This window comes from Pseudomonas sp. GW823-FHT06E10 (assembly GCF_058794995.1).
In genome coordinates this window covers 24,409-48,918 of record NZ_JBXAHJ010000023.1, presented here as the reverse complement: position 1 = coordinate 48,918, position 24,510 = coordinate 24,409, and the positions used below count along the sequence as shown (strand labels likewise).

General features: G+C 59.9%; 22 protein-coding genes. 14 read left to right on the top strand and 8 right to left on the bottom strand.

Annotated features, from left to right (window positions below; translation table 11 throughout):
* Positions 1–120: 120 nt before the first annotated feature.
* A complete protein-coding gene (locus AC1Q6Y_RS26805; protein WP_191622237.1) occupies positions 121–774 on the bottom strand; it encodes a response regulator in 654 nt (217 codons plus the stop codon).
* Between the two features lie 91 nt (positions 775–865).
* Positions 866–3,262: a PAS domain-containing sensor histidine kinase gene (locus AC1Q6Y_RS26800; RefSeq protein WP_492625510.1), complete on the bottom strand. Its 2,397-nt coding sequence runs from the start codon at positions 3,260–3,262 to the stop codon at positions 866–868.
* Positions 3,263–3,335: 73 nt separating this feature from the next.
* Here AC1Q6Y_RS26800 and AC1Q6Y_RS26795 point away from each other — a divergent pair, with 73 nt between their 5' ends.
* Positions 3,336–4,325, top strand: coding sequence for an alpha/beta hydrolase family protein (locus tag AC1Q6Y_RS26795; RefSeq protein ID WP_057713078.1), 990 nt, complete (start codon positions 3,336–3,338; stop codon positions 4,323–4,325).
* A gap of 129 nt (positions 4,326–4,454) precedes the next feature.
* Here the strand turns inward: AC1Q6Y_RS26795 and AC1Q6Y_RS26790 are convergent, their stop codons facing one another.
* Genes AC1Q6Y_RS26790 through AC1Q6Y_RS26780 form a run of 3 tightly spaced genes read right to left on the bottom strand, consistent with a single transcriptional unit; the run spans position 4,455 to position 6,911 of the window.
* Positions 4,455–5,222 carry a TerB family tellurite resistance protein gene (locus AC1Q6Y_RS26790; protein ID WP_340317334.1) on the bottom strand — a complete coding sequence of 256 codons (768 nt, stop codon included), beginning with the start codon at positions 5,220–5,222 and terminating at the stop codon, positions 4,455–4,457.
* Position 5,223: 1 nt separating this feature from the next.
* Positions 5,224–5,895 carry an N-acetylmuramate alpha-1-phosphate uridylyltransferase MurU gene (murU, locus tag AC1Q6Y_RS26785; RefSeq protein WP_057713076.1) on the bottom strand — a complete coding sequence of 224 codons (672 nt, stop codon included), beginning with the start codon at positions 5,893–5,895 and terminating at the stop codon, positions 5,224–5,226.
* The gene (locus AC1Q6Y_RS26780) at positions 5,892–6,911 is read right to left on the bottom strand and encodes an aminoglycoside phosphotransferase family protein (protein WP_090451739.1); all 1,020 of its coding nucleotides are present in this window, start codon (positions 6,909–6,911) and stop codon (positions 5,892–5,894) included. Before AC1Q6Y_RS26780 ends, murU begins: the two co-directional genes overlap by 4 nt.
* 130 nt (positions 6,912–7,041) lie before the next feature.
* On the opposite strand from AC1Q6Y_RS26780, the gene AC1Q6Y_RS26775 reads away from it, so the two are divergent.
* The 11 genes from AC1Q6Y_RS26775 to AC1Q6Y_RS26725 all read left to right on the top strand — a co-directional run bounded on the left by AC1Q6Y_RS26775 (position 7,042) and on the right by AC1Q6Y_RS26725 (position 21,217).
* Positions 7,042–9,840, top strand: coding sequence for an LPS-assembly protein LptD (locus tag AC1Q6Y_RS26775; protein ID WP_057713074.1), 2,799 nt, complete (start codon positions 7,042–7,044; stop codon positions 9,838–9,840).
* Positions 9,821–11,137 (top strand): peptidylprolyl isomerase SurA, encoded by a 1,317-nt coding sequence (gene surA, locus AC1Q6Y_RS26770; RefSeq protein WP_157858918.1) that lies wholly within the window; start codon positions 9,821–9,823, stop codon positions 11,135–11,137. The genes AC1Q6Y_RS26775 and surA overlap by 20 nt, the downstream gene beginning before the upstream one ends.
* Positions 11,134–12,123: a 4-hydroxythreonine-4-phosphate dehydrogenase PdxA gene (pdxA, locus tag AC1Q6Y_RS26765; RefSeq protein WP_218494776.1), complete on the top strand. Its 990-nt coding sequence runs from the start codon at positions 11,134–11,136 to the stop codon at positions 12,121–12,123. The genes surA and pdxA overlap by 4 nt, the downstream gene beginning before the upstream one ends.
* On the top strand, positions 12,120–12,929 hold the full coding sequence (gene rsmA, locus AC1Q6Y_RS26760) for a 16S rRNA (adenine(1518)-N(6)/adenine(1519)-N(6))-dimethyltransferase RsmA (protein ID WP_057713072.1): 810 nt from the start codon (positions 12,120–12,122) through the stop codon (positions 12,927–12,929). Before pdxA ends, rsmA begins: the two co-directional genes overlap by 4 nt.
* Before the next feature lie 115 nt (positions 12,930–13,044).
* On the top strand, positions 13,045–13,425 hold the full coding sequence (gene apaG / locus AC1Q6Y_RS26755; protein ID WP_095944860.1) for a Co2+/Mg2+ efflux protein ApaG: 381 nt from the start codon (positions 13,045–13,047) through the stop codon (positions 13,423–13,425).
* On the top strand, positions 13,425–14,306 hold the full coding sequence (locus tag AC1Q6Y_RS26750; RefSeq protein ID WP_407516240.1) for a symmetrical bis(5'-nucleosyl)-tetraphosphatase: 882 nt from the start codon (positions 13,425–13,427) through the stop codon (positions 14,304–14,306). The genes apaG and AC1Q6Y_RS26750 overlap by 1 nt, the downstream gene beginning before the upstream one ends.
* Before the next feature lie 33 nt (positions 14,307–14,339).
* Positions 14,340–14,669, top strand: a complete 330-nt coding sequence (gene glpE / locus AC1Q6Y_RS26745; protein WP_008051614.1) for a thiosulfate sulfurtransferase GlpE — start codon at positions 14,340–14,342, stop codon at positions 14,667–14,669.
* A gap of 297 nt (positions 14,670–14,966) precedes the next feature.
* A complete protein-coding gene (locus AC1Q6Y_RS26740) occupies positions 14,967–16,889 on the top strand; it encodes a PrkA family serine protein kinase (RefSeq protein ID WP_057713069.1) in 1,923 nt (640 codons plus the stop codon).
* A 204-nt stretch (positions 16,890–17,093) separates the two neighbouring features.
* Positions 17,094–18,365 (top strand): YeaH/YhbH family protein, encoded by a 1,272-nt coding sequence (locus AC1Q6Y_RS26735; RefSeq protein WP_057713068.1) that lies wholly within the window; start codon positions 17,094–17,096, stop codon positions 18,363–18,365.
* Positions 18,362–19,924 (top strand): SpoVR family protein, encoded by a 1,563-nt coding sequence (locus tag AC1Q6Y_RS26730; protein ID WP_057713067.1) that lies wholly within the window; start codon positions 18,362–18,364, stop codon positions 19,922–19,924. Before AC1Q6Y_RS26735 ends, AC1Q6Y_RS26730 begins: the two co-directional genes overlap by 4 nt.
* Before the next feature lie 63 nt (positions 19,925–19,987).
* A complete protein-coding gene (locus AC1Q6Y_RS26725) occupies positions 19,988–21,217 on the top strand; it encodes a multifunctional CCA addition/repair protein (protein WP_489339335.1) in 1,230 nt (409 codons plus the stop codon).
* A gap of 82 nt (positions 21,218–21,299) precedes the next feature.
* Here the strand turns inward: AC1Q6Y_RS26725 and folK are convergent, their stop codons facing one another.
* Both folK and folB read right to left on the bottom strand, forming a co-directional pair.
* Positions 21,300–21,818, bottom strand: coding sequence for a 2-amino-4-hydroxy-6-hydroxymethyldihydropteridine diphosphokinase (folK, locus tag AC1Q6Y_RS26720; RefSeq protein WP_489339336.1), 519 nt, complete (start codon positions 21,816–21,818; stop codon positions 21,300–21,302).
* The gene (gene folB, locus AC1Q6Y_RS26715) at positions 21,809–22,165 is read right to left on the bottom strand and encodes a dihydroneopterin aldolase (protein ID WP_008051601.1); all 357 of its coding nucleotides are present in this window, start codon (positions 22,163–22,165) and stop codon (positions 21,809–21,811) included. Before folB ends, folK begins: the two co-directional genes overlap by 10 nt.
* 74 nt (positions 22,166–22,239) lie before the next feature.
* Between folB and plsY the strand changes: the two genes are divergently transcribed.
* Positions 22,240–22,809 carry a glycerol-3-phosphate 1-O-acyltransferase PlsY gene (plsY, locus tag AC1Q6Y_RS26710; protein ID WP_057713064.1) on the top strand — a complete coding sequence of 190 codons (570 nt, stop codon included), beginning with the start codon at positions 22,240–22,242 and terminating at the stop codon, positions 22,807–22,809.
* Between the two features lie 23 nt (positions 22,810–22,832).
* On the opposite strand, the gene tsaD is transcribed toward plsY, so the two are convergent.
* Positions 22,833–23,858, bottom strand: a complete 1,026-nt coding sequence (tsaD, locus tag AC1Q6Y_RS26705) for a tRNA (adenosine(37)-N6)-threonylcarbamoyltransferase complex transferase subunit TsaD (RefSeq protein ID WP_492625509.1) — start codon at positions 23,856–23,858, stop codon at positions 22,833–22,835.
* Positions 23,859–24,057: 199 nt separating this feature from the next.
* On the opposite strand from tsaD, the gene rpsU reads away from it, so the two are divergent.
* The gene (gene rpsU / locus AC1Q6Y_RS26700) at positions 24,058–24,273 is read left to right on the top strand and encodes a 30S ribosomal protein S21 (protein ID WP_002551877.1); all 216 of its coding nucleotides are present in this window, start codon (positions 24,058–24,060) and stop codon (positions 24,271–24,273) included.
* The last annotated feature ends 237 nt before the right edge of the window (positions 24,274–24,510 follow it).

The window sequence follows — 24,510 nt, the reverse complement described above, 5'->3', positions numbered from 1 at the left end:
TTGATGGAGATCCCTGTGGGAGCGAGCTTGCTCGCGATGGCAGCATCAGATTCAACATCGGTGCTGAATGACCCGCCGCTATCGCGAGCAAGCTCGCTCCCACAGGTACAGCGATGTGCTTTAGAGGAGCTTGTGTTCCATCGCGTACTTCACCAGTTCCGCCAGCGAGGTGATGTTGAGCTTCTGCATCAGCCGCGCCTTGTGGGTGCTGATGGTCTTGCTGCTCAGCGCCAGTTGCTGGGCGATGTCGTTTACGTTGGCGCCCTGGGCCAGGCGTTCGAACACGGAAAACTCGCGCTCGGAGAGCAACGAGTGCAATGGACGCGAGTCGGTAAGACCGACCTCGAAAACCATGCGGTCGGCCAGTTCCGGGTCGATGTAACGCCCGCCTGACGCCACTTTGCGAATGGCCGTCAGCAACAGTGCCGGGTCGCTGTCCTTGGTCGCATAACCGGCAGCCCCCACCTTCAGCGCCCGGGCGGCCATTTGCGCCTCATCGTGCATCGACAGCACCAGGATCGCCGGCGGATTGTTCAGGGCGCGAATCCGCGGAATCGCTTCCAGGCCGTTGACGCCCGGCATGGAGATGTCCAGCAACACCACTTCGCAAGGCACATTACGCAAGGTGTCGAGCAACTGCTCGCCATTGCTCGCCTCCCCCACCACCAGCAAGTCCTTGGCCAGGCCGATCAACTGCTTGATGCCTTCGCGGACAATGGTGTGGTCTTCGGCTACCAGTACACGGATCACGTTCTTCTCCAGGTTCAAGATCATTCGCGAGCAGGCTCGCTCCCACATTTGGAATACGTTCCCCTGTGGGAGCGAGCTTGCTCGCGAAGGCGTCAGCACAGACACCACAAATTCTTCAGGATTCGTCCAGAGGCACTCGCACTTCTAACGTCGTACCCTCACCCGGCTCACTCTCCAGCGACAACTCGCCGCCCAGGATCAACACCCGCTCACGCATGCCGACGATCCCAAAGGACGTTGGCCTGCCAGGCGCGGCGACAAATCCTACGCCATCATCGCTGACCGTCAGACACAATTCGTTGCCTTCAAGGGTCAGTGTCAGTTCAACAGTATGCGCCTGGGCGTGCCGCATGACATTGGTCAGCGCCTCCTGAAGAATTCGAAACAGGCCGATCGCCTTCGCATCGCTGAGCACTGGCAAATTGTCCGGCACCTGCACCAGACACGGGATCTGCGTTCGCGCCTCGAACCGGCGGGCCTGCCATTCAATGGCCGAGGCGATACCTGCGTCGAGAATCGGCGGCCGCAATGCCGTGGCCACATCACGGACCAGCTGAAACAACTGAGCGATCAAGCGCTTCATGCTGTTCAAGCGCTCGTTAAGACCAGGGTCGAGCTGGGCGTACGCCAGTTCGCACATGGACGTTTCCAGCTTCAACACGGTGAGCATCTGCCCCAATTCGTCGTGAACTTCCCGGGCAATGCGCGCTTTTTCTTCTTCGCGCACGCTTTCCAGGTGCGCGGACAACTCACGCAGTTGTTCCCGGGAGCTGGCCAGTTCAATTTCGATGCGTTTGCTCTCGCTGATGTCCCAGACGATCCCGTCCCAAACATAGGCGCCGTCTTCCAGCCGGCGGGTGATGGCCTTGATTTCCGCCCAACGCTGCTCGCCCTGACGCGTGAGGATTCGCCCCTGCCACGACCAGTCGCTGTCGGTATCCAGCGCATGATCCTGGGTCTGGTGATAGCTGACCTTGTCATCCGGATGCACGAGGCTGCGCAGGCCTTTATCGCGATGCGCCAGCGTGGCCGGCGAGTAACCCACCAGGCTTTCGCTGCCTTCGCTGATGTAGGCAAAGTCGATCTGACCGGTTACTGGCGCCCGCTCCAGCCGGAAAACCAGTCCCGGAACGTTGGCGGCGATGCCTTGCAGCCGCGCCTCGCTTTCCTGCAAGGCCGCCAGGGCGCGGCGCCGCTCGGTGACATCGTTGAGGTAAACCACCAGGTATTCGCCATCGCGAAAGCGCAAGAAACTCAACGAGACATCGGCCGGCAGGATGCTGCCATCAGCCCGCACGCAATTGGATTCGAAACTTTGCGGGCCCTCCTCACTGGCCCGGGCGCGCTTCCACAGGTTCAGCCAACGGTCCATGTGCAGGCCGGGCTCGAAATCGATCAGGGGCCGATCGATGATCCCTCCGGCCGGATAGCCCAGCATGCTTTCCGCCGCGCGGTTGGCGTAGCGCACATGGCTGTCCCAGTTGACCCAGAGGATGCCGACGGTGCTCTGGTCGATGGAAAACTGGGTGAGCCGCAAGGCCTCTTCGCTGGCGGCGCGCAAGGCAATGTCTTCCTGCGCGGCCAACAGGCGCTGCTCCAGGTTGTGCTGCTGGCGACGCTGCCAGACCACGATGGCCATGCAACTCATCGCCAGCACGGCCAGCAGCAGGCAGAGGTTCTGCCAAAACCCCGGCGACTCGGTGAGCCGCGGATACTTGGGCTGCAGCCATTGATTGTGCAGTTGCTCCAGATCCTTGGCCGGGATCGCCCGCAATGCACTTTCGACAATACCCGCCAGTTCCGGTTTGTCACGGCGCGTGGCCACTCGCAGCAACTGCGGCAGACCGACATCCCCCACCACCACCAATCCGGCGAACTCCGGTTCGACCGACAAGCGTCCCAGCTGCGCCTCATCGACCACCGCATAAGCCGCCTGCTGGCCCGCCAATAATTGCAATGCCTGGCGCTCCATCGGTACGCCTTGCAGATTCAGGTGCGGGTAGTTGCTGCGCAGGTAATCGGCGATGGCACTGGGCATGCGCACGGCGACGCGGGTCTGGCTGTCGAGTTTTTCCAGCTCGACCGCGCCAGCGCTTTTCTGATCGCTGACCACCAATTGCGGCACCCGCATGTAGGGGTCGGAAAACTGCCAGAGGCGCAGCCCGCCAGGGGTCTGGGTCAACCCCGGAGCGATGTCGATTTCGCCCTCGCGGGCCGCGGCTTCCAATTGCTCAAGATCGGGAAAATTGCGCCAGCTCAGTTCGACATTGAGGTTTTTTGCGAGCCACTTCATCAACTCGACGTTCACCCCGGACAGGCGCTGCAAGCGGCGATCGTATTGCGCATAGGGCGCCTGCAACACCACGCCGACCCGCAACTCGCCCTGCTGCGCCAGCCAGTGCCGTTGTTCCGGGGACAGTTGGGCAGCGGGCGCCGGGGGCGCGGCGGACGCCCAGCCCATCAAGGGAAACCACAAACAGCCGATAACCCACAGGCAGCGAAAAAGCATCATTGAACTCTCACACACTGACAAATACTGACCAACCCATTAGGCTGCCGGAACAACTTCTGGCCTGGAATACCCGATGCCCTCTGTCTACCGCCTGGCACTGCCAGCATTGTGCCTGTCGCTGATCCTGCCTTGCGCTTTTTCCGTCAAGGCGGCCGACCCGGCGCCCGCCGCGGAGGAAAAAACCGCCGAAGAAAAATCACTCGAACGTCAGCCGCTGCCTGAGCGTAGTCAGGAAGAAGCGACTGCACTTGAGCGAAAAATCCCGGCTCAGGAACAGCAACAACTGCAAGCAGGCTCCGACACCTTTCTGGCCTTGTGGAAACCGGCCAATACCGCCGAACCTAAAGGCGCGGTGATTATCATCCCGGGCGCCGGTGAAACCGTTGACTGGCCGCAAGCGATCGGCCCTTTGCGGCGCAAATTACCGGATGCCGAGTGGAGCAGCCTGAGTATCACCTTGCCGGACCTGCAAAGCGACGCCATTGCGCCACGAACCGTGGAAGCAGCGCCGGCTACCAAGCCCGCCGAAACCGGCAGTAAAGACTCGACCACCGCAGCCCCTATCGAACAGGTGGCCGGAGGCGAGGCCGATGTGGCCGACAAGGCCGTCACCGAAACCACCGAAGAACAGTCCAAGGCAGATGCCGAGCGCATCTTCGCCCGGATCGACGCCGCGATTGCATTCGCCGAACAGCAAAGCGCCCGCAGTATCGTGGTGTTGGGGCATGGCACCGGCGCTTATTGGGCGGCGCGCTATTTAAGCGAGAAGCAGCCTTCGCAAGTCGAGCGCTTCCTCATGGTCGCAGCGCAGACACCTGCTCAAGCGAAACCCGAGCTGGATGAGCTGGCGCCGAATCTGAAACTGCCGACCGCCGACATCTTCTACATGGACAAGCCGCTGGATCGCAATGCGGCGCTAGCCCGTCTACAGGCCAACAAACGGGTGAAAACGTCGGCATTCAGCCAGGTCGCGCTCAAGGCGTTGCCGGATACCAAGGCCGAACAGGAGCAACTGTTCCGTCGGGTGCGGGGTTGGTTGAATCCGCAGAACCCGGCGGGCTGACAGACCGAGGCGCCTTCATCGCGGGCAAACCACACTCCCACAGGTTTTATGCCGATCACAAAATTGCGGACGACACAAACCTGTGGGAGCGAGCTTGCTCGCGATGGCGGTATCACTGGTGACGCAAGGCTAGCGAAAATCCCGCCGCTCCCGAATCAGCGTATAGGCATTATGCAGTTCACGCGTTCGCTCGGTGGCCTCACGCACCTGCGTCGCCGTCGCGCCACTGCCGGCAATCTTGTCCGGATGATGACGACTGAGCAGGCGCCGATAAGCACGCTTGATCTGCGCCGGCTCAGTGGTGGCCGACACCCCCAAAAGCCTCAACGCGTCCTGATAACTTGGCACACTGTTGCCCAATGGCCGTTTCTGCGGCTCATAGTCGTGGGCCAACGCCTGCACCTGATGGGGCGTCCAGCCCAGCCATTTGCCCCATTGGCCGATCAATTGACGTTCACTGCTGCCGGCACGACCATCGGCCCAGACCATTCGCCAGCAGGCGCGCAACACACCTTCCGCCGCATGGGGCTGGGCACTCAGGCGACGCAGATAACCGCGCAGGCGGTCATTGCCCGATTTGCCACGATTGAACGCGGCAATCGCTCGACGCTGGGCCGGCTCGGACATTTCCAGCGAGCGCATTTCCGCCCGGGCCTGCTGGATGTGGCCATCCACCACCCGCCCGTCGCACTTCGCCAGACGTCCCAGTAGCACGAAGAGCAATTCATCGTTGCGCAGCACCGGACGACCACCAAGCTTTTCCAGCAAATGCCCCCAACTCTGCAGGTGCAAGCGCCGGTCCAGCGCCTGCCCCAACAACGCGCCGAGAATGGCCCCCGGAATGCTGGCTATGGCAAAGCCTGCTCCGGCTCCGATCAGAGTCCCTGGCCACAGCATCTCAGCGGCTCGCTTCTATTAATGTTTCAACTTCGGCCAGACGCTCGTGAGTGCCGACATCGACCCAGTGCCCCCTCAATTGCTCGCCGGTCACCTGCCCGTCAGCCATGGCCTTGCGCAACAGTGGAGCGAGCTTGAAGGCCCCCTCGGTGCAACCGTCGAACAACTGCGGATGCAACACGGCGATACCGCTGTAGGTCAAGGTGCCAGCCCCTGGTTGACCGTCGAGCACCCGCGTTTCTACCAGGCCAAAGTCCCCGGCCGGATGATGGGGCGGGTTGCTGACCAGCACCAGGTGCGCCAGGCCGTTGATGGGCTGATGCAGCACGCTGAAGTCGTAATCGGTCCAGATGTCGCCGTTGACCACGACAAACGCTTCATCCCCCAACAATGGCAACGCGCGGAAAATTCCGCCGCCGGTTTCCAGGGGTTCACCTTCGGCCGAGTACTGAATGCTCACGCCATAACGCGAACCATCGCCCAGATAGTCTTCGATCTGCTGACCGAGCCAGGCGTGATTGATCACAATGTCGGTGAAGCCGGCGGCGGCCAGTGCTCGCAGGTGATACTCGATCAGCGGCACGCCGCCTGCACGAACCAGCGGTTTTGGCGTGGTCAGGGTCAGCGGGCGCATGCGCTCGCCTTTGCCCGCGGCCAGAATCATTGCCTTCATGCTTTCACTCCGGCACGCAAACTGGCCAGCAACACATCCAGCTCGGCCAGTTCAGGGCGGCGCGCGATCACCGCGTCTATGTACGCAAAGAAACGTGGCACATCACCCAGGTAACGCGGTTTGCCGTCGCGATGGCAGATGCGCGCGAAAATGCCGATGACTTTCAGGTGACGTTGCACGCCCATCAAGTCGCTGGCACGCAGGAAGTCCTCGAAGTCGGGCTGAACCGGAATCCCGAGGGCACCCGCTTGTTGCCAGTAGCTTTCGAGCCAGCCGTGCACGCGCTCCTCGGGCCAGCTGAGGAATGCGTCCTTGAACAGGCAGGTCACGTCGTAGGTCACCGGGCCATACACCGCATCCTGGAAGTCCAGCACACCGGGATTGGGTTCGCTGAGCATCAGGTTGCGCGGCATGTAGTCGCGATGCACCAGGACTTTTGGCTGTGCCAGGGCGCTGTCGATCAACAGTTCGCTGACCTGCTGCCAGAGCACTTGCTGCGCCGCGTCCAGTTCGATGCCCAACTCGCGCTTCACGTACCACTCGGGGAACAACTCCAGCTCGCGACGAAGCAAGGCCACGTCATAGCTCGGCAGAGGCGCAACCATCGGCAGCTGCTGGAAAGCCAGCAACGCTTGCAGGGCATCCTTGAACAAATCGTCGGCGTTTTCGCTTTCGATAACGTCCAGGTAGGTCTTGTTGCCCAGGTCATTGAGCAAAAGAAAGCCGCGTTCGAGGTCTTCGGCATAAATTTTCGGCACATTTATTCCGGATTTCGCCAGCAAAAAGGCGATATCCACGAAGGGTTTGCAGTTTTCCTGGGGCGGCGGCGCGTCCATCACGATGAAACTTTTGTCACCGCCTTCCCAGCGGAAATACCGCCGAAAACTCGCGTCGCTGCTGGCCGCAGTCAACGTGGCCGGGGGTACGACACCCCAGCCCTGCTCGGCAAAAAGGGTCGCCAATTGTTCATCGAGCCAAACTTTCAGGTGTTGCAAGCGTACATCTTGATCAGGCATTGCAAGGGTCTCCGACGGCGCTAGCCGTCAAGCGGGTCATGCTTTATTATCCAGCATCTTTTTCAGACCATCGAGAGGCGTGCGGCCCACACCGCGGGCAGATGGCACGCAGGAAGCCCGGACTAATAAGATGGCATTGAAATCCCCCGCGTTTCGTAAAAAATTTCCGTTGTTGGTTACCGGCAGTTTGCTGGCGCTGCAACCCCTTGCCACTTCCTACGTGGTCGCCGCGGAACAGTTTGACTGCTCAGTCTCTGCTTCGGGTTCCTGGGACTGTGCGCCAAAGACGCCGGCGGCTGCATTGCCACCGCGTCCCGTCCATGACGGCAGCGCAGTTTCCGCCACCGGCGAAGCCCCGGCCGAAAACGGTTCCAGCGAAGACGCTGGCGCCAAGCCGGTGCTGGTCACCGAATCCAAAGGCCGTGGCCTGAAGTCGCGTAGCGCAGACTACAGTCACCTCGACTGGGTTCCCCGCGAGCAGCTTACCGCCGCACAATTGGCCGAAACCGGTCCTTATTGCTCCGGTTCCTATATCGAACCGATTCGTCCTGGCATGGATGACAAGACGGATAAAAGTGACGCTCCAACCTTTATCGGCGCAAAAGCCTCCCGCTATAAGCAGGATGAGCAAGTTGCGACCCTGGCCGGCGACGTTGTCATGCGTCAGGGCAGCATGCAGGTCGAAGCCGACGAAGCCAACCTGTATCAGGCCGAAAGCCGTGGCGAACTGAACGGCAACGTGCGCATTCGCGACAACGGTGCCCTGATCGTCGGCGACCACGCCGACGTGCAGCTCGACACCGGTGAAGCCAAGGTCGACAACGCCGAATACGTGATGCACAAATCCCGCATCCGCGGCAATGCGCTGTACGCCAAACGTGCCGAGAACGCGATCATCCGGCTCAAGGATGGTACGTACACCACGTGCGAACCGAACAGCAACGCCTGGCAGCTCAAGGGCAACAACATCACCCTGAACCCGGCCACCGGTTTCGGTACGGCGACCAACGTGACGCTGCGAGTCAAGGACATTCCGGTCCTGTACACGCCGTACATCTACTTCCCGATCGACGACCGTCGCCAGTCGGGCTTCCTGCCGCCGACCATCGGCACCGGCAGCGATACCGGCTTCATGCTGGTCACCCCGTACTACTTCAACCTGGCGCCGAACTACGATGCCACGTTGTACCCGCGCTACATGGAAAAGCACGGCTTGTTGATGGAAGGCGAATTCCGCTACCTGACCAAGTCCAGCGAAGGCCAGTTCGGCGCGGCGTACCTCAACGACGAAAGCGACGAACGCGACAAGCAGAGCGACGCCGAAAAAACCCGCTACATGTACAACTGGCAGCACAAGGGTGGTCTCGACTCGCGAGTACTCACGCAAGTCGACTACACCAAAATCAGCGATCCGTATTACTTCCAGGATCTGCAGACCGACCAGATTGGCGTGAAAAGTGCTGACTTCGTAAACCAGCAAGGTTCCGTCAGCTATCGTGGCGACGACTATGTGGCTCGCGTGAACGCTCAGGCTTATCAACTGGCGACCGTATCGAACATTACGCCGTATGACCGCTTGCCAGAGATCACCTTTGATGGTGCGCTGCCGTATCATCCGAACGGTCTGAATTTTTCGTACAACACCGAAATCGTGCGGTTTGACCGAGATCTGCAGAAGGGCAATTACTCCGATGAAGACGGTAATGTAACCCCACGACTGGACACCAACGTTGTAGGCCTGGCACGCGCCACTGGTGACCGCCTGAATCTCGCGCCCGCCGTCAGCTTGCCGATGAACGCGACGTACGGCTTCCTGACACCGAAGCTCAAGTACCAGTACACCCAGTACCAACTGGACCTGGACAACACTGGCAAAGCTCAGATTGCCAGTCAGAACGCAGAACAGGACAGGCTCCAGGGAACATTCGACAGCAATCAGAACCGCGGCGTACCGATCGCCAGCATCGACAGCGGCCTGTACTTCGATCGCAATACCCAGTATTTCGGCAAAAACTACCGCCAGACCCTCGAGCCGCGCCTGTTCTACCTGTACGTGCCTGAGGTCGACCAAGAAGATATCCCGGTATTTGATACCAGCGAATACACCTTCAACTACTCGTCGCTGTTCCGTGACAACCGTTTCTCCGGCTCCGACCGTGTTGGCGACGAGAACAAACTGTCCCTGGGTGTGACCAGCCGCTGGATCGAAGACAATGGCTTTGAACGCCAACGTATCAGCGTCGGCCAGGCCTTTTATTTCAAGGACCGCGAAGTTCAATTGCCGGGTATCGATGCAAAAACCCGCAAGGATACCCAAGCAAACGTTTCGCCTTACGCCCTGGAGTACGAATATCGCTGGAACCGAGATTGGCGTACCACCGCCGACTACAACTGGGACCCTGACAGCCGCAGCCCTCGCTCGGGCAGCGCGATGTTTCACTACCAGCCTGAAGACAACCCGAACAAGGTCATCAACGCCGGCTATCGCTATCGCAATGACCAGGTCCGTTATGACCAGAACACTGGTAAGTGGACCGTGGGTGGGGGTGATTACGGCGTCCCCGGCCAGCCTGGCTACGTGAAGGATTACTACAAGATCGAACAGCACGACTTCTCGGTGATCTGGCCGATCGTGCCGCAATGGAACGCCATCAGCCGTTGGCAGTATGACTACAACCGCAACCGTACCCTGGAAGCCTTCGGTGGCTTCGAGTACGACAACTGCTGCTGGAAACTGCGCCTGATCAACCGTTACTTTGTTTCCTATGACGAGTTCAGTCAGGAAGCACCGCAAAACGAAAAAGGCGACCATGGCGTCTTCCTCCAAATTGTTCTGAAGGGACTCGGCGGCCTGACTGGCGCCAAGGTAGAGAGCTTCCTCGACAAAGGCATTCAAGGTTATCGTGAACGTGAAGACCAAGCTTTCTGATTGTCTGCGCCCGCTGATGCTGGGCGCGCTGTTCCTGAGTACGGCGGCGAACGCCGCCGTACAGTCCATCGATAAAGTGGTGGCCATCGTCGACAACGACGTGGTCATGCAGAGCCAACTGGACCAACGCGTTCATGAAGTTCAGCAAACCATTGCCAAGCGTGGCTCTGCCGTGCCGCCGGCCAGCGTGCTGGAGCAGCAGGTACTTGAGCGCCTGATCGTCGAAAACCTGCAATTGCAGATCGGCGAGCGTTCCGGCATCCGCATTACCGATGAAGAGTTGAACCAGGCTGTCGGCACCATTGCCCAGCGCAACAACATGTCGGTCGAGCAGTTCCGCGCCGCCCTGACTCGCGACGGCCTGTCCTACGACGACGCACGTGAGCAGATTCGCCGCGAAATGGTCATCAGCCGTGTACGCCAGCGTCGGGTTGCCGAACGCATTCAGGTCTCAGAGCAGGAAGTGAAGAACTTCCTGGCGTCGGACCTGGGCAAAATGCAACTGTCTGAAGAGTTCCACCTGGCCAACATCCTGATTCCTACGCCGGAAAGCGCCAACTCCGACGCGATTCAGAGTGCAGCCAAGCAGGCCGATGCGATTTACCAGCAGCTCAAACAAGGCGCTGACTTCAGTCAGTTGGCGATCGCCAAGTCCGCCAGCGAAACCGCACTGGAAGGTGGTGACATGGGCTGGCGTAAAGCCGCTCAATTGCCGCCGCCGTTCGATCGCCTGCTGAGCACCATGCCGGTGGGCGATGTCACCCAGCCAATGCGCACCCCGGGCGGCTTCATCATCCTGAAGATCCTCGAAAAGCGTGGCGGCCAGACCCAGATGCGCGATGAAGTGCATGTGCGCCACATCCTGGTCAAACCGAGCCCGATCCGCGACGAAGCAAAAACCAAGGCCCTGGCTGACTCGCTCTACAGCCGTATCGAGGCTGGCGAAGACTTCGGCGAGCTGGCGAAAAGCTACTCGGAAGACCCGGGTTCCGCCCTCAACGGCGGCGATCTGAACTGGATCGACCCGAACGCACTGGTGCCCGAGTTCCGCGAAGTGATGGCCAGTACCCCGCAAGGTCAGCTGTCCAAGCCGTTCCAGACTCAATACGGCTGGCATGTCCTGGAAGTCCTTGGCCGTCGCGCCACCGACAGCACCACACAGGCTCGCGAGCAGCAAGCAATGACCGTTTTGCGTAACCGCAAATACGACGAAGAGCTGCAAACCTGGCTGCGTCAGATCCGTGACGAAGCGTACGTGGAAATCAAACTCCCTGGCGCCGACCAGGCAGCGCAGTGAAACCCCAACGTTTCGCGCTGACACCCGGCGAACCGGCCGGCATAGGTCCCGACCTGTGCCTGCTGCTCGCCTCGCAAGCCCAGCCTCACCCCCTGATTGCCATTACCAGCCGCGACCTGCTCATTGAGCGGGCCGCGCAACTGGGCGTGGCTGTCGATTTGCTGCCGGTCACACCGGACAGCTGGCCGGATGTACCCGCGCCAGCCAACAGCCTGTATGTCTGGGATACACCGCTCAACGCCAAGGTCGTCGCCGGGCAACTGGACAAGGCCAACGCTGCCTTCGTACTGGAAACCCTGACCCGCGCCGGCCAAGGCTGCCTGAGCGGAGATTTCGCCGGCATGATTACCGCGCCGGTGCACAAAGGCGTGATCAACGAATCCGGCATCGCCTTTTCCGGGCACACGGAATTCCTCGCCGACCTGACCCACACCGCGCAAGTGGTGATGATGCTGGCCACGCGCGGCTTGCGCGTAGCCCTGGTGACCACTCACCTGCCCCTTCGCGAGATTGCCGATGCAATCACGCCGGAGCGTCTGGAGCGCGTCACGCGAATCCTGCACGCCGACCTGCAAAACAAGTTCGGCATCGCCCGGCCACGCATCCTGGTTTGCGGGCTCAACCCCCATGCCGGCGAAGGCGGACACCTGGGCCATGAAGAAATCGATATCATCGAACCCACATTAGAGCGCCTGCGCGGCGAGGGCATGGACCTTCGTGGCCCCCTGCCCGCCGACACTCTGTTTACCCCCAAATATCTGGAGCACTGCGATGCAGTGCTGGCGATGTACCACGACCAGGGCCTGCCGGTGCTGAAGTACAAAGGCTTCGGCGCGGCAGTCAACGTGACCCTCGGCTTGCCGATCATCCGCACATCGGTCGACCACGGCACCGCCCTGGACCTGGCCGGCAGCGGCAAGATCGACACCGGCAGCCTGCAAGTCGCCCTGGAAACCGCCTACCAGATGGCCGAGACCCGTTTATGACCGAGCAATACCAACACAAGGCGCGCAAACGCTTTGGCCAGAACTTCCTGCACGATGCCGGCGTTATCGACCGCATCCTGCGCTCCATTCATGCCAAGGCAGAAGACCGCCTGCTGGAAATTGGCCCGGGCCAGGGCGCACTGACCCAAGGCCTGCTCAGCAGCGGCGCGCAACTCGACGTGGTGGAGCTGGACAAGGACCTGATCCCGATTCTCAACCAGCAGTTTGCCGGCAAGAGCAACTTCAACCTGCATCAGGGCGATGCGCTGAAGTTCGACTTCAACAGCCTCAATGCCGCGCCTGGCAGCCTGCGCGTGGTCGGCAACCTGCCGTACAACATCTCCACACCGCTGATTTTTCACCTGCTGCACAACTCGCACCTGATTCGCGACATGCACTTCATGCTGCAAAAGGAAGTGGTCGAGCGCCTGGCCGCCGGCCCTGGGGGTGGTGACTGGGGTCGCTTGTCGATCATGGTTCAGTACCACTGCCGGGTCGAGCACCTGTTCAATGTCGGCCCGGGCGCGTTCAACCCGCCGCCGAAAGTCGATTCGGCCATCGTGCGCCTGGTACCCCACGCGGTACTGCCACACCCGGCCAAGGATCACCGCCTGCTGGAACGCGTCGTGCGCGAAGCTTTCAACCAGCGCCGCAAAACCCTGCGCAACACTCTCAAGCTGCTGCTGAGCAATGCCGAAATCGAAGCAGCCGGCGTCGATGGCAGCCTGCGTCCCGAGCAACTCGACCTGGCCGCGTTCGTGCGCCTGGCCGACAAGCTCAGCGAACAAAAGCCTACCGCTGACTGACAGGCGATGAGCGCTATCGGGTAGGACGCCACTCTGGTCTACTACCCGATACTTGGCCTAGACTGAACCCCAACAGCTACGCCCCGCGTCCCGCTTCGTTTTTAAGGCCCTTTGCATGTCCGATCCTCGCTATCAGGTCGACGTCAGCGTCGTCACCCGCTATCTGGCAGAACAATCGCAACCCGAGCACGACCGCTTTGCCTTCGCCTACACCATCACCGTGCAAAACAACGGTGAAATGCCCGCCAAACTGCTTTCACGGCACTGGGTCATCACCGATGGTGACGGGCATGTCGAAGAAGTGCGCGGTGCAGGCGTGGTCGGCCAGCAACCGTTGATCGAGCCCGGCAAGAGCCACACCTACAGCAGCGGCACGGTCATGACCACCAAGGTCGGCACCATGCAAGGCACCTATCAGATGCTGTCCGACGACGGTAAACATTTCGATGCCATCATCGCGCCTTTCCGCCTGGCGGTGCCCGGAGCCCTGCACTGATGGCAACGTACGCTGTCGGTGACCTGCAAGGCTGTCTTCAGGCCCTGCAATGCCTGCTCAAACAAGTGGCGTTCGACCCGAAACGCGATCGTCTGTGGCTGGTGGGCGACTTGGTGAACCGCGGCCCGCAGTCGCTGGAAACCTTGCGCTTCCTCTACAGCATTCGCGAATCGCTGGTGTGCGTGCTCGGCAACCATGACCTGCACTTGCTGGCGGCCGGACGCAATATCGAACGCCTGAAGAAGGCCGACACCCTGCGCGAGATCATTGAAGCGCCCGATAGCGCTGAACTGCTCGAATGGCTGCGCCAGCAAAAACTCATGCACTACGACGAACAGCGCAACCTTGTACTGGTCCATGCCGGCATTCCACCGCAGTGGTCGCTGCGCAAGGCCTTGAAATGTGCCGCCGAAGTCGAGGCTGCCTTGCGTGACGACAACCTGTTGCCGCCCTACCTCGATGGCATGTACGGCAACGATCCGGCGAAATGGGACAACGACCTCAAAGGCGTGACGCGCCTGCGGGTGATCACCAACTATTTCACCCGCATGCGTTTCTGCACCGCCGAAGGCAAACTCGACCTCAAGAGCAAGGAAGGCCTCGATACCGCACCACCTGGCTACAAACCCTGGTTCCAGCACAAGGAACGCAAGACCAAGAATCTGAAAATCATTTTCGGTCACTGGGCAGCGCTGGAAGGCAACGTCGAAGAGCCGGGTGTTTCGGCGCTCGATACAGGCTGTGTCTGGGGCGGCGCCCTGACCCTGATGAACGTCGACAGCCTTGAGCGCCTGTCCTGCAAATGCGACGAACACGGCCATGCCGTGCCGCCAGTCGCCTCATCCATTCCCCAAACATCGCCAGCCAGCGCCCCGCGCTAGACTGCCCATTCAGCCGAGCCACAGGAGCCCGCCATGAGCGAATTCAAACGTATCCCCCCGGAACAGGCCCAGGCCCTGCGCGAACAAGGCGCAGTGGTGGTCGACGTCCGCGACCCGGCCACTTTTGCCGCCCTGCACATCGCAGGTTCCAAGCATCTGGACAACCATTCCCTGCACGCTTTCATCCAGGGTGCCGACCTCGATGCACCGACCGTGGTGGTCTGCTATCACGGCAATTCCAGCCAGGGCGCGGCCGCTTACCTGATCAGCCAGGGCTTCTCCGACGTCTACAGCATGGATGGCGGATTCGAGTTGTGGCGTACGACGTATCCTGCGGAAACGGCGCAAGGCACCACTGAATAATTTTTTTGTAACGTTGCAGGCCCCGGCTCCCGCGGGCTAGCGCGGTGGCAGACGAACGGTCTGCCACAACTAATTACGTATCTCGCCTTTACCTCCCGAATTCCCAACTATCCTTAAGCCCAGGCCATCCAAAACAGGGGAGAGCCGGTACACCGGCGCACGGGTCATCGGGAGTAGCTTTCGGAGTAGTCAGCTCCGGGAGAGTTCTGGGGGGTAAACAGCAATCGCCTGTTCGGTTGCTGCCAGCATCGACTGAGTGATCCGGCGTCGGCTCCACGTATCGAGCGAGGTGACGTCATGAGTATCTTTAGCCACTTCCAACAACGCTTCGAGTCCACACGCCAGGAAGAACTCTCTCTGCAAGAGTATCTTGAGCTGTGCAAACAGGACCGCAGCGCCTACGCCTCCGCCGCCGAGCGTCTATTGCTGGCCATCGGTGAACCGGAACTGCTCGACACCTCGACCAACTCGAGACTGTCGCGCATCTTCTCCAACAAGGTCATCCGCCGCTATCCGGCCTTTGAAGACTTCCACGGGATGGAAGAATGCATCGACCAGATCGTGTCGTATTTCCGCCATGCCGCTCAGGGCCTGGAAGAGAAGAAACAGATCCTGTACCTGCTCGGCCCTGTCGGTGGCGGTAAATCGTCCCTGGCCGAGAAGCTCAAGCAACTGATAGAAAAAGTGCCCTTCTATGCAATCAAGGGCTCGCCGGTTTTCGAGTCGCCCCTGGGTCTTTTCAACGCCACCGAAGATGGCGCGATCCTCGAGGAAGACTTTGGCATTCCACGGCGCTACCTCAACACCATCATGTCGCCATGGGCGACCAAACGCCTGGCCGAATTCGGTGGCGACATCAGTCAGTTCCGCGTGGTCAAACTCTACCCGTCGATCCTCAACCAGGTCGCTGTGGCCAAGACCGAACCTGGCGACGAAAACAACCAGGACATCTCGGCGCTGGTGGGCAAGGTCGATATCCGCAAATTGGAGGAGTTCCCGCAAAACGACGCCGACGCCTACAGCTACTCGGGCGCCCTGTGCCGGGCCAACCAGGGCCTGATGGAATTCGTCGAAATGTTCAAGGCACCGATCAAGGTGCTGCACCCACTGCTGACCGCCACCCAGGAAGGCAACTACAACAGTACCGAAGGCCTCGGCGCGATTCCGTTCACCGGGATCCTGCTGGCGCACTCCAACGAATCGGAGTGGCACACCTTCCGCAACAACAAGAACAACGAAGCCTTCATCGACCGGATCTACATCGTCAAAGTGCCGTACTGCCTGCGGGTCAGTGACGAAGTGAAGATCTACGACAAGCTGCTGTTCAACAGTTCGCTGGCCAAGGCCCATTGCGCGCCGGATACCCTGAAGATGCTGGCCCAGTTCACCGTGCTCTCGCGCCTCAAGGAGCCGGAAAACTCCAACATCTACTCGAAGATGCGCGTGTACGACGGCGAGAACCTCAAGGACACCGATCCGAAAGCCAAGTCGATCCAGGAATACCGCGACAATGCGGGCGTCGACGAAGGCATGAACGGTCTGTCGACCCGCTTCGCGTTCAAGATCCTGTCGAAAGTGTTCAACTTCGACCCGCACGAAATTGCCGCCAACCCGGTGCACCTGCTCTACGTGCTTGAACAACAGATCGAGCAGGAACAGTTCCAGGCCGAGACCCGCGAACGCTATCTGCGCTTCCTCAAGGAGTACCTGGCACCGCGCTACATCGAATTCATCGGCAAGGAGATCCAGACCGCCTACCTCGAGTCCTACAGCGAGTACGGCCAGAACATCTTCGATCGTTATGTGCTGTACGCCGACTTCTGGATCCAGGACCAGGAATACCGCGACCCGGAAACCGGCGAGATCCTCAACCGCGTAGCGTTGAACGAAGAACTGGAGAAAATCGAAAAACCGGCCGGCATCAGCAATCCGAAGGATTTCCGCAACGAAATCGTCAACTTCGTACTGCGCGCCCGGGCCAACAACAACGGCAAGAACCCGACCTGGCTCAGCTACGAAAAACTGCGGGTGGTCATCGAGAAGAAAATGTTCTCCAACACCGAGGACCTGCTGCCGGTCATCAGCTTCAATGCCAAGGCCAGCAAAGAGGACCAACAGAAACACAACGACTTCGTCACACGGATGGTCGAGCGGGGCTACACCGACAAACAGGTACGACTGCTGTCCGAGTGGTACCTGCGGGTCAGAAAATCACAGTAACCCGCTGCCGGTCAGACCGGTTGTCGTCAGCCAGAGGCCTGTGTACGCGTTTTCTGTTACACAGACCTCTGGAAGGTGTTCGAAAGTCGGTAGCGAGGTACAGGCAGCATCCAAAAGCGCTTGGGGGAGCGTGAACATCCCTTGGCACCGGTCCGATGCTGCATAACCGCTCGCCCCTTTCAGGACAGCTTCTAAGGAGCAGTCATGAGCTATGTGATCGACCGACGTCTCAATGGCAAGAACAAGAGCACGGTGAACCGCCAGCGTTTTCTGCGGCGCTACCGTGATCACATCAAGAAGGCTGTCGAAGAGGCGGTCAGCCGGCGCTCCATTACCGATATGGAACACGGCGAACAAATCAGCATTCCCGGCCGCGACATCGACGAGCCGGTGCTTCATCACGGTCGCGGTGGCAAGCAGACGGTCGTGCACCCGGGCAACAAGGAATTCACCAGCGGCGAACATATCGCCCGGCCACCGGGAGGCGGTGGCGGCCGAGGCCCCGGCAAGGCGGGCAATTCCGGCGAGGGGATGGACGAATTCGTCTTCCAGATTACCCAGGAAGAGTTCCTCGAGTTCATGTTCGAGGACCTCGAACTGCCCAACCTGGTCAAACGCAACCTGACCGGCACCGACACCTTCAAGACCGTGCGCGCCGGGATCAGCAACGAGGGCAACCCGTCGCGGATCAACATCATCCGCACCCTGCGCTCAGCCCACGCCCGGCGGATCGCCCTGTCCGGCAGCAGCCGCGCAAAACTGCGTGAAGCCAAGGAAGAACTTCTGCGACTCAAGCAAGAAGAACCGGACAACTTCGGCGATATCCAGGAAATCGAAGCAGAAATCGAAAAACTCAGCGCACGCATTCACCGTATACCGTTTCTCGACACATTCGACCTCAAGTACAACCTGCTCATCAAACAGCCCAACCCCAGTTCCAAGGCCGTGATGTTCTGCCTGATGGACGTGTCCGGCTCGATGACCCAGGCGACCAAGGACATCGCTAAGCGCTTCTTTATCCTGCTGTATCTGTTTCTTAAGCGTAACTACGACAAGATCGACGTCGTGTTCATCCGCCACCACACCAGCGCCCGCGAAGTGGATGAAGAGGAGTTTTTCTACTCCCGGGAAACCGGCGGCACCATCGTCTCCAGCGCCTTGAAACTGATGCAGGAGATCATGGCCGAGCGTTATCCGAGCAACGAGTGGAACATCTACGCCGCCCAGGCCTCAGATGGTGACAACTGGAACGACGACTCTCCGATCTGCCGCGACATCCTGATCAACCAGATCATGCCATTCGTGCAGTACTACACTTACGTTGAGATCACCCCGCGCGAACACCAGGCCCTGTGGTTCGAGTACGAGCGCATCGCCGAAGCCTTTTCCGATACATTTGCCCAGCAACAACTGGTCTCGGCCGGGGATATCTATCCGGTCTTCCGTGAACTCTTCCAGCGCAGGTTAGTGACATGACCGCCAAAGAGCAGAAACGCCAACCCATTTCCACCGGCTCCGAATGGACGTTCGAGCTGATCCAGGCCTACGACCGCGAAATCAGTCGTATTGCGGCCGGTTACGCACTCGATACGTATCCCAACCAGATCGAAGTGATCACCGCCGAACAGATGATGGACGCCTACGCCTCGGTCGGTATGCCGCTGGGTTATCACCACTGGTCCTATGGCAAGCACTTCCTCAGCACTGAAAAGTCCTACACCCGCGGCCAGATGGGGCTGGCGTACGAGATCGTGATCAACTCCGACCCATGCATCGCCTACCTGATGGAAGAAAACACCATCTGCATGCAGGCGCTGGTGGTGGCCCATGCCTGCTACGGGCACAACAGCTTTTTCAAAGGCAATTACCTGTTCCGCACCTGGACCGACGCCAGTTCGATCATCGATTACCTGGTGTTTGCCAAGCAGTACATCATGCAGTGCGAAGAACGCCACGGTATCGACGCTGTCGAGGATCTGCTCGACTCCTGCCATGCGCTGATGAACTATGGTGTCGATCGTTACAAACGCCCTTATCCGATCTCCGCGGAGGAAGAACGTCGCCGGCAAAAGGACCGGGAAGAACATTTACAGAAACAGATCAACGATTTGTGGCGCACCATTCCCAAGGGCGCGGACAAGTACAGCGACAAGGACAACGCACGCTTCCCCGCCGAACCCCAGGAAAACATCCTGTACTTCATCGAAAAACATGCGCCGCTGCTGGAGCCATGGCAGCGGGAAATCGTGCGTATCGTGCGCAAGATCGCCCAGTATTTTTATCCACAGCGTCAGACCCAGGTCATGAACGAGGGTTGGGCCACGTTCTGGCACTACACACTGATGAACGACCTGTACGACGAAGGCCTGGTCACCGACGGCTTCATGATGGAGTTCCTGACGTCCCACACCAGCGTGGTATTCCAGCCTGGCTTCGATAGCCCCTACTACAGTGGCATCAACCCCTACGCCCTGGGGTTTGCCATGTACCGCGACATCCGCCGCATGTGCGAAGAGCCTACGGAAGAAGATCGCCGCTGGTTCCCTGACATTGCCGGTACCGACTGGCTGGCAGCCATCAAGTTCGCCATGAGCAGCTTCAAGGATGAGAGCTTCATCCTGCAGTACCTGTCGCCCAAGGTGATCCGCGACCTGAAGCTGTTCAGCATTCTCGATGACGACCAGAAGGACGACCTGCTGGTGCCCGCCATTCACGACGAAGGTGGCTACCGCATCATCAGGGAAACCCTCGCGGCACAGTACAACCTGGGCAATCGCGAGCCCAACGTGCAGATCTACAGCATCGACCGTCGCGGTGACCGCTCCCTGACCCTGCGTCACCAGCAGCACGACCGCAAACCGCTGGGGGACTCGACCGAAGAAGTGCTCAAACACCTGCACCGCCTCTGGGGCTTCGACATTCACCTGGAAACCCTGCAAGGCGATCAGGTCATGAAAACCCACCATGTGCCGCCCAGAAGCGAGCACAGCGAAGGTGATTACGGCCGCCTGGACCTGGCCGTCATCCATCTTTGATCCGGTTTGTGCCTCCGAAAGCTCGATGCAACGGTTATCCTGTCGAGCTAACGGAGGTTTTTTATGCGTATTTATAAAGTCGGCGGTGCGGTACGTGATCGCCTGCTGGGCAAACCGGTTACCGATATCGACTGGGTTGTGGTCGGCGCTACCACCGAAGAAATGCTCGCCAAGGGTTTTCGCCCGGTGGGCGCGGACTTCCCGGTGTTCCTTCATCCCAAAAGCGGTGAGGAATACGCCCTCGCCCGCACCGAGCGCAAAAGCGGACGCGGTTATGGCGGGTTCACTTTTCACGCCAGCCCTGAAGTCACCCTCGAAGAAGACCTGATCCGCCGCGACCTGACCATCAATGCCATGGCCGAGGACGATCAGCAGAACCTGACCGACCCGTACCACGGCCAGCGCGATCTTGAGGCACGCCTGCTTCGCCATGTTTCCCCGGCATTTGCCGAAGATCCACTCAGGGTCCTGCGTGTTGCCCGCTTCGCGGCGCGTTACGCGACGCTGGGTTTTACCGTTGCCCCGGAAACCCTGGCGCTGATGCGCCAACTCAGCGAGTCAGGCGAACTTGAAGCGCTGACCCCCGAGCGCAGCTGGAAGGAAATTTCCCGCGCCCTGCTGGAGGATCAGCCACAGGTATTTGTTGAGGTTCTGCGCGCATGCGGCGCACTCAAGGTTCTGATGCCCGAGGTCGACGCGCTGTTTGACGTACCGCAACCACCCGCCCATCACCCGGAAATCGATACAGGTGTACATACCCTGAGCGTGTTGCAGCAAGCCGCACTACACAAACAGCCACTCACCGTGCGCTGGGCGTGCCTGCTGCACGACCTGGGCAAGGGACTGACGCCAGAGGATGAATGGCCGCGACACATTGCCCACGAGTTCAAGGGCCTGAAGCTGATCAAAGCGGTCAATGAACGTTTCAAGGTGCCGAGGGACTGCCAGGAACTGGCGCTGCTGGTGGGCGAGTACCACACCCATGGGCATCGCGCCCTTGAGCTGAAGCCATCGACATTGCTGGAGTTGTTGCAAAGCTTCGACATTTACCGTCGGCCACAGCGGTTCGAGGAGTTCATCGCCGCATGCGAGATGGATGCGCGTGGACGCAAAGGGCTGGAAGAAAGAAGTTACCCACAGGCAGATTACTTGCGCGGCGCGGCAACTGCGGCGCGTAGCGTGGCGGTTCAGCCGTTGCTGGAGAAAGGCTTCAAGGGGCCGGAGTTGGGGAAGGAGATCAAGCGCGAGCGGCTCAAGGCGCTGAAGGCTTACAAAGAGGCGACGTCTGCCTGAAAAGCTTCGCGAGCAAGCCCGCTCCCACAGGAATTGCATCGTACCTGTGGGAGCGAGCCTGCTCGCGAAGACGTCAGTAAGGTCACAACAAACCTGAAGGTGTCAGCTGTTCACCGCGCCATTCGAACGCTACTGGCGCCAACACCTGATCGATCTGCGCTTCAGCCCACAAAGTCGCAAAACTCTTGCCTGCGCCCGGGTGCACGCGATCCGGCGCTATCAACGACAACGGCCACAGAACGAACGCATTTTTCAGAATTTCTGCCCGCGGCAAGATCAAGCCATCGAAATTGCCCACCTGGTCACCGAACAACAATACGTCGATATCCAGCGGCAAACCTCGGCGATCCGGTGCGTAACGACCGTTATCCGCCTCAATGAACTTCAATCGACGATCAAGTTCCATCAGCGGCAGATCGGTATACGCCGACACCACGAAATTGAAGAACGGTCCGCTCTTGATGCCCACCGGCTGGCTTTCGAACACCGCCGAACAGCGGATATCGACAAGGAATGCCGCCAGAGCATCGAGTCCCGCCCGCAAATGGGTTTCACGCTCGATATTGCTACCGAGCCCGAGGTACACCTGAGTCAGCGACATCCGCGCTCGATCTCCACGCCCACACCGCCGGTGGCCGCCGGGACGGCCCCGGGCTTGGTCAGCTTAAGGCGCATCCAGGTGATCTTGAATTCGCTCATCAGCACTTCAACCAGGCGCTCGGCAAAGGTTTCCACCAACTGGAATTGCGCCTGCTCGGCAAACGCCTGGATGCGCGAGGAAACACTGGCGTAGTCGAGCGCCAGGGTCAGGTCATCACCGGCTGCGGCCGGGCGATTATCCCAGGCGAAACTCAGGTCAAGACGCAAGCACTGTCGGATGCCTCGCTCCCAGTCGTAGGCACCAATCACCGTGTCGACTTCCAGGCCCTCGATAAACACTCTGTCCAAGCACTTCTCTCCGCTACACGACAAGGGCGCAATGCGCCGTTAGAATCAGGGCTTCCTCGCCCGGAATAGTTAGCATGTTTTGGTTATTGGCGATCCTCGCCTACCTGCTCGGCTCTCTGTCCTTTGCCATTTTGCTCAGCCGCATGACCGGTAACCCCGATCCGCGAATGAGTGGCTCGGGCAATGCCGGTGCCACCAACATGTTGCGCCTGGCCGGCAAGAAGCTCGCCATCCTGACCCTGCTCGGGGACCTTTGCAAAGGCCTGCTGCCGGTACTGATTGCGCGTCTTGCGGGTCTTTCGCAGCAGGAACAGGCCTGGATCGGCGTCTATGCCGTCATCGGCCATCTGTTTCCGTTGTACTTTCGCTTTCGCGGCGGCAAGGGCGTCGCCACCGCTGCCGGCATGTTGCTGGGACTGTACCCGCCCGCTGCCCTTCTGGCGGTCTGCACCTGGCTCTTGACGTTCTACCTGACCCGCACCAGCTCCCTGGCCGCCCTCATCGCCACACCGCTGACCTTGCCGTTGCTGGCCTGGCAAGAACCGGCCGCCCTGCTGCCCATGAGCACGCTCACCGGGCTGATCGTCTGGCGACATCGCGGCAATCTACGCGACCTGTTTGCCGGGCGCGAACGGCATTTCTAGCCGCCGGACATGAGCACCGCTCATCACAATGCGGTCAACTGCTCCATCGGCCAACGCGCCTGCACGCTGATCGCCAGGCTTTCCTGCTGACCGGCCTGCAAGCGCTGGCAGCCGGCAAAGGCAATCATCGCGCCGTTATCGGTGCAAAACTGCGCACGGGCATAAAACACATCGCCCTTCATGTCGCCGAGCATTTTCTCCAGGGAAGTGCGCAACGCCTTGTTGGCACTGACGCCCCCGGCAATCACCAGGCGCTTCATGCCAGCGGCCTTCAGGGCACGCTTGCACTTGATGGTCAAAGTCTCCACCACGGCCTGCTGGAATGCCAGCGCGATGTCGCAACGGGCTTGCTCTCCGTCGTCCCCGACGTTGACGCACTGTTGCCAGGTGTTCAGCGCAAAGGTTTTCAGGCCACTGAAGCTGAAATCCAGGCCCGGACGGTCGCACATCGGCCGCGGGAAGACGAAACGCCCTGCAACGCCTTGCTCTGCAAGGCGAGCGATCTCCGGTCCGCCCGGATAATTGAGCCCCATCATCTTGGCCGTCTTGTCGAAGGCCTCGCCGGCGGCGTCATCCAGGGTCTCGCCCAGAAGCGTGTACTGACCGATTCCGTCGACCTGAACCAGTTGCGTGTGACCACCCGACACCAACAAAGCGACGAACGGAAATTCCGGCGGTTGCGACTCCAGCATCGGCGCCAGCAAATGGCCTTCCATGTGATGCACGCCAAGGGCCGGAATGCCCCAGGCAAAGGCCAGCGCCTGAGCACAGGAAGCCCCTACCAGCAAGGCACCAACCAGGCCAGGACCCGCGGTGTAGGCGATCGCATCGATCTCGGTCGGCACGCAGTCGGCCTCGTCCAACACCTGACGAATCAAGGGCAGCATGCGTTTGACGTGATCGCGTGAAGCCAGCTCTGGCACCACGCCACCATAGGCACGGTGCAGGTCGATCTGACTGAACAACGCGTCGGCCAGCAGGCCGCGCTCACTGTCATACAATGCGACACCAGTTTCGTCGCAGGATGTTTCTAATCCCAGTACTAGCATGGGTTTGCGCCTTGTTTAGGCTGAATTCGAAGGCGCGCATAATAGTCGTCGCGTGATGCCCCTACCAGCGGTTTTCGATCAGAGGCTTTGCATTCCGAGCGTTGAGGGGTTAACATCCGCAACCCTTAAAAACCGACGTCTTCAAGTGCTCTTTTGCCGCGAGGATGTTGACCCCGGTAATGAATGAAGGTAGCTCTGGATGCCAGCCGTCAAAGTAAAAGAGAACGAACCCTTCGACGTAGCTCTGCGTCGTTTCAAGCGCTCCTGCGAAAAAGCCGGTGTACTGGCTGAAGTTCGTAGCCGCGAATTTTACGAGAAGCCAACTTCTGAGCGTAAGCGCAAAGCAGCAGCCGCTGTTAAGCGTCACGCCAAGAAAGTTCAGCGCGAACAGCGCCGCGCCGTTCGTCTGTACTAATACACAGACGATCGTAGCAAGCTTCTGCCAAGCCCGGCCCTCAGCCGGGCTTATGGCATTTGCGTAAAACGCTTGATGCTTCAATGTCAAAGCCGCAGACGCGACCGAGACAAATCTGCTTCACCGCGTCAGACCTGGCTCTTTTGCCAGCGGTGCACGTCTTTTCTGACGAGCCTTTCAAGGCTACTGACGAGCACACCCACTGATTCCTCTCACGACGATCAGCCCAAGGCACCT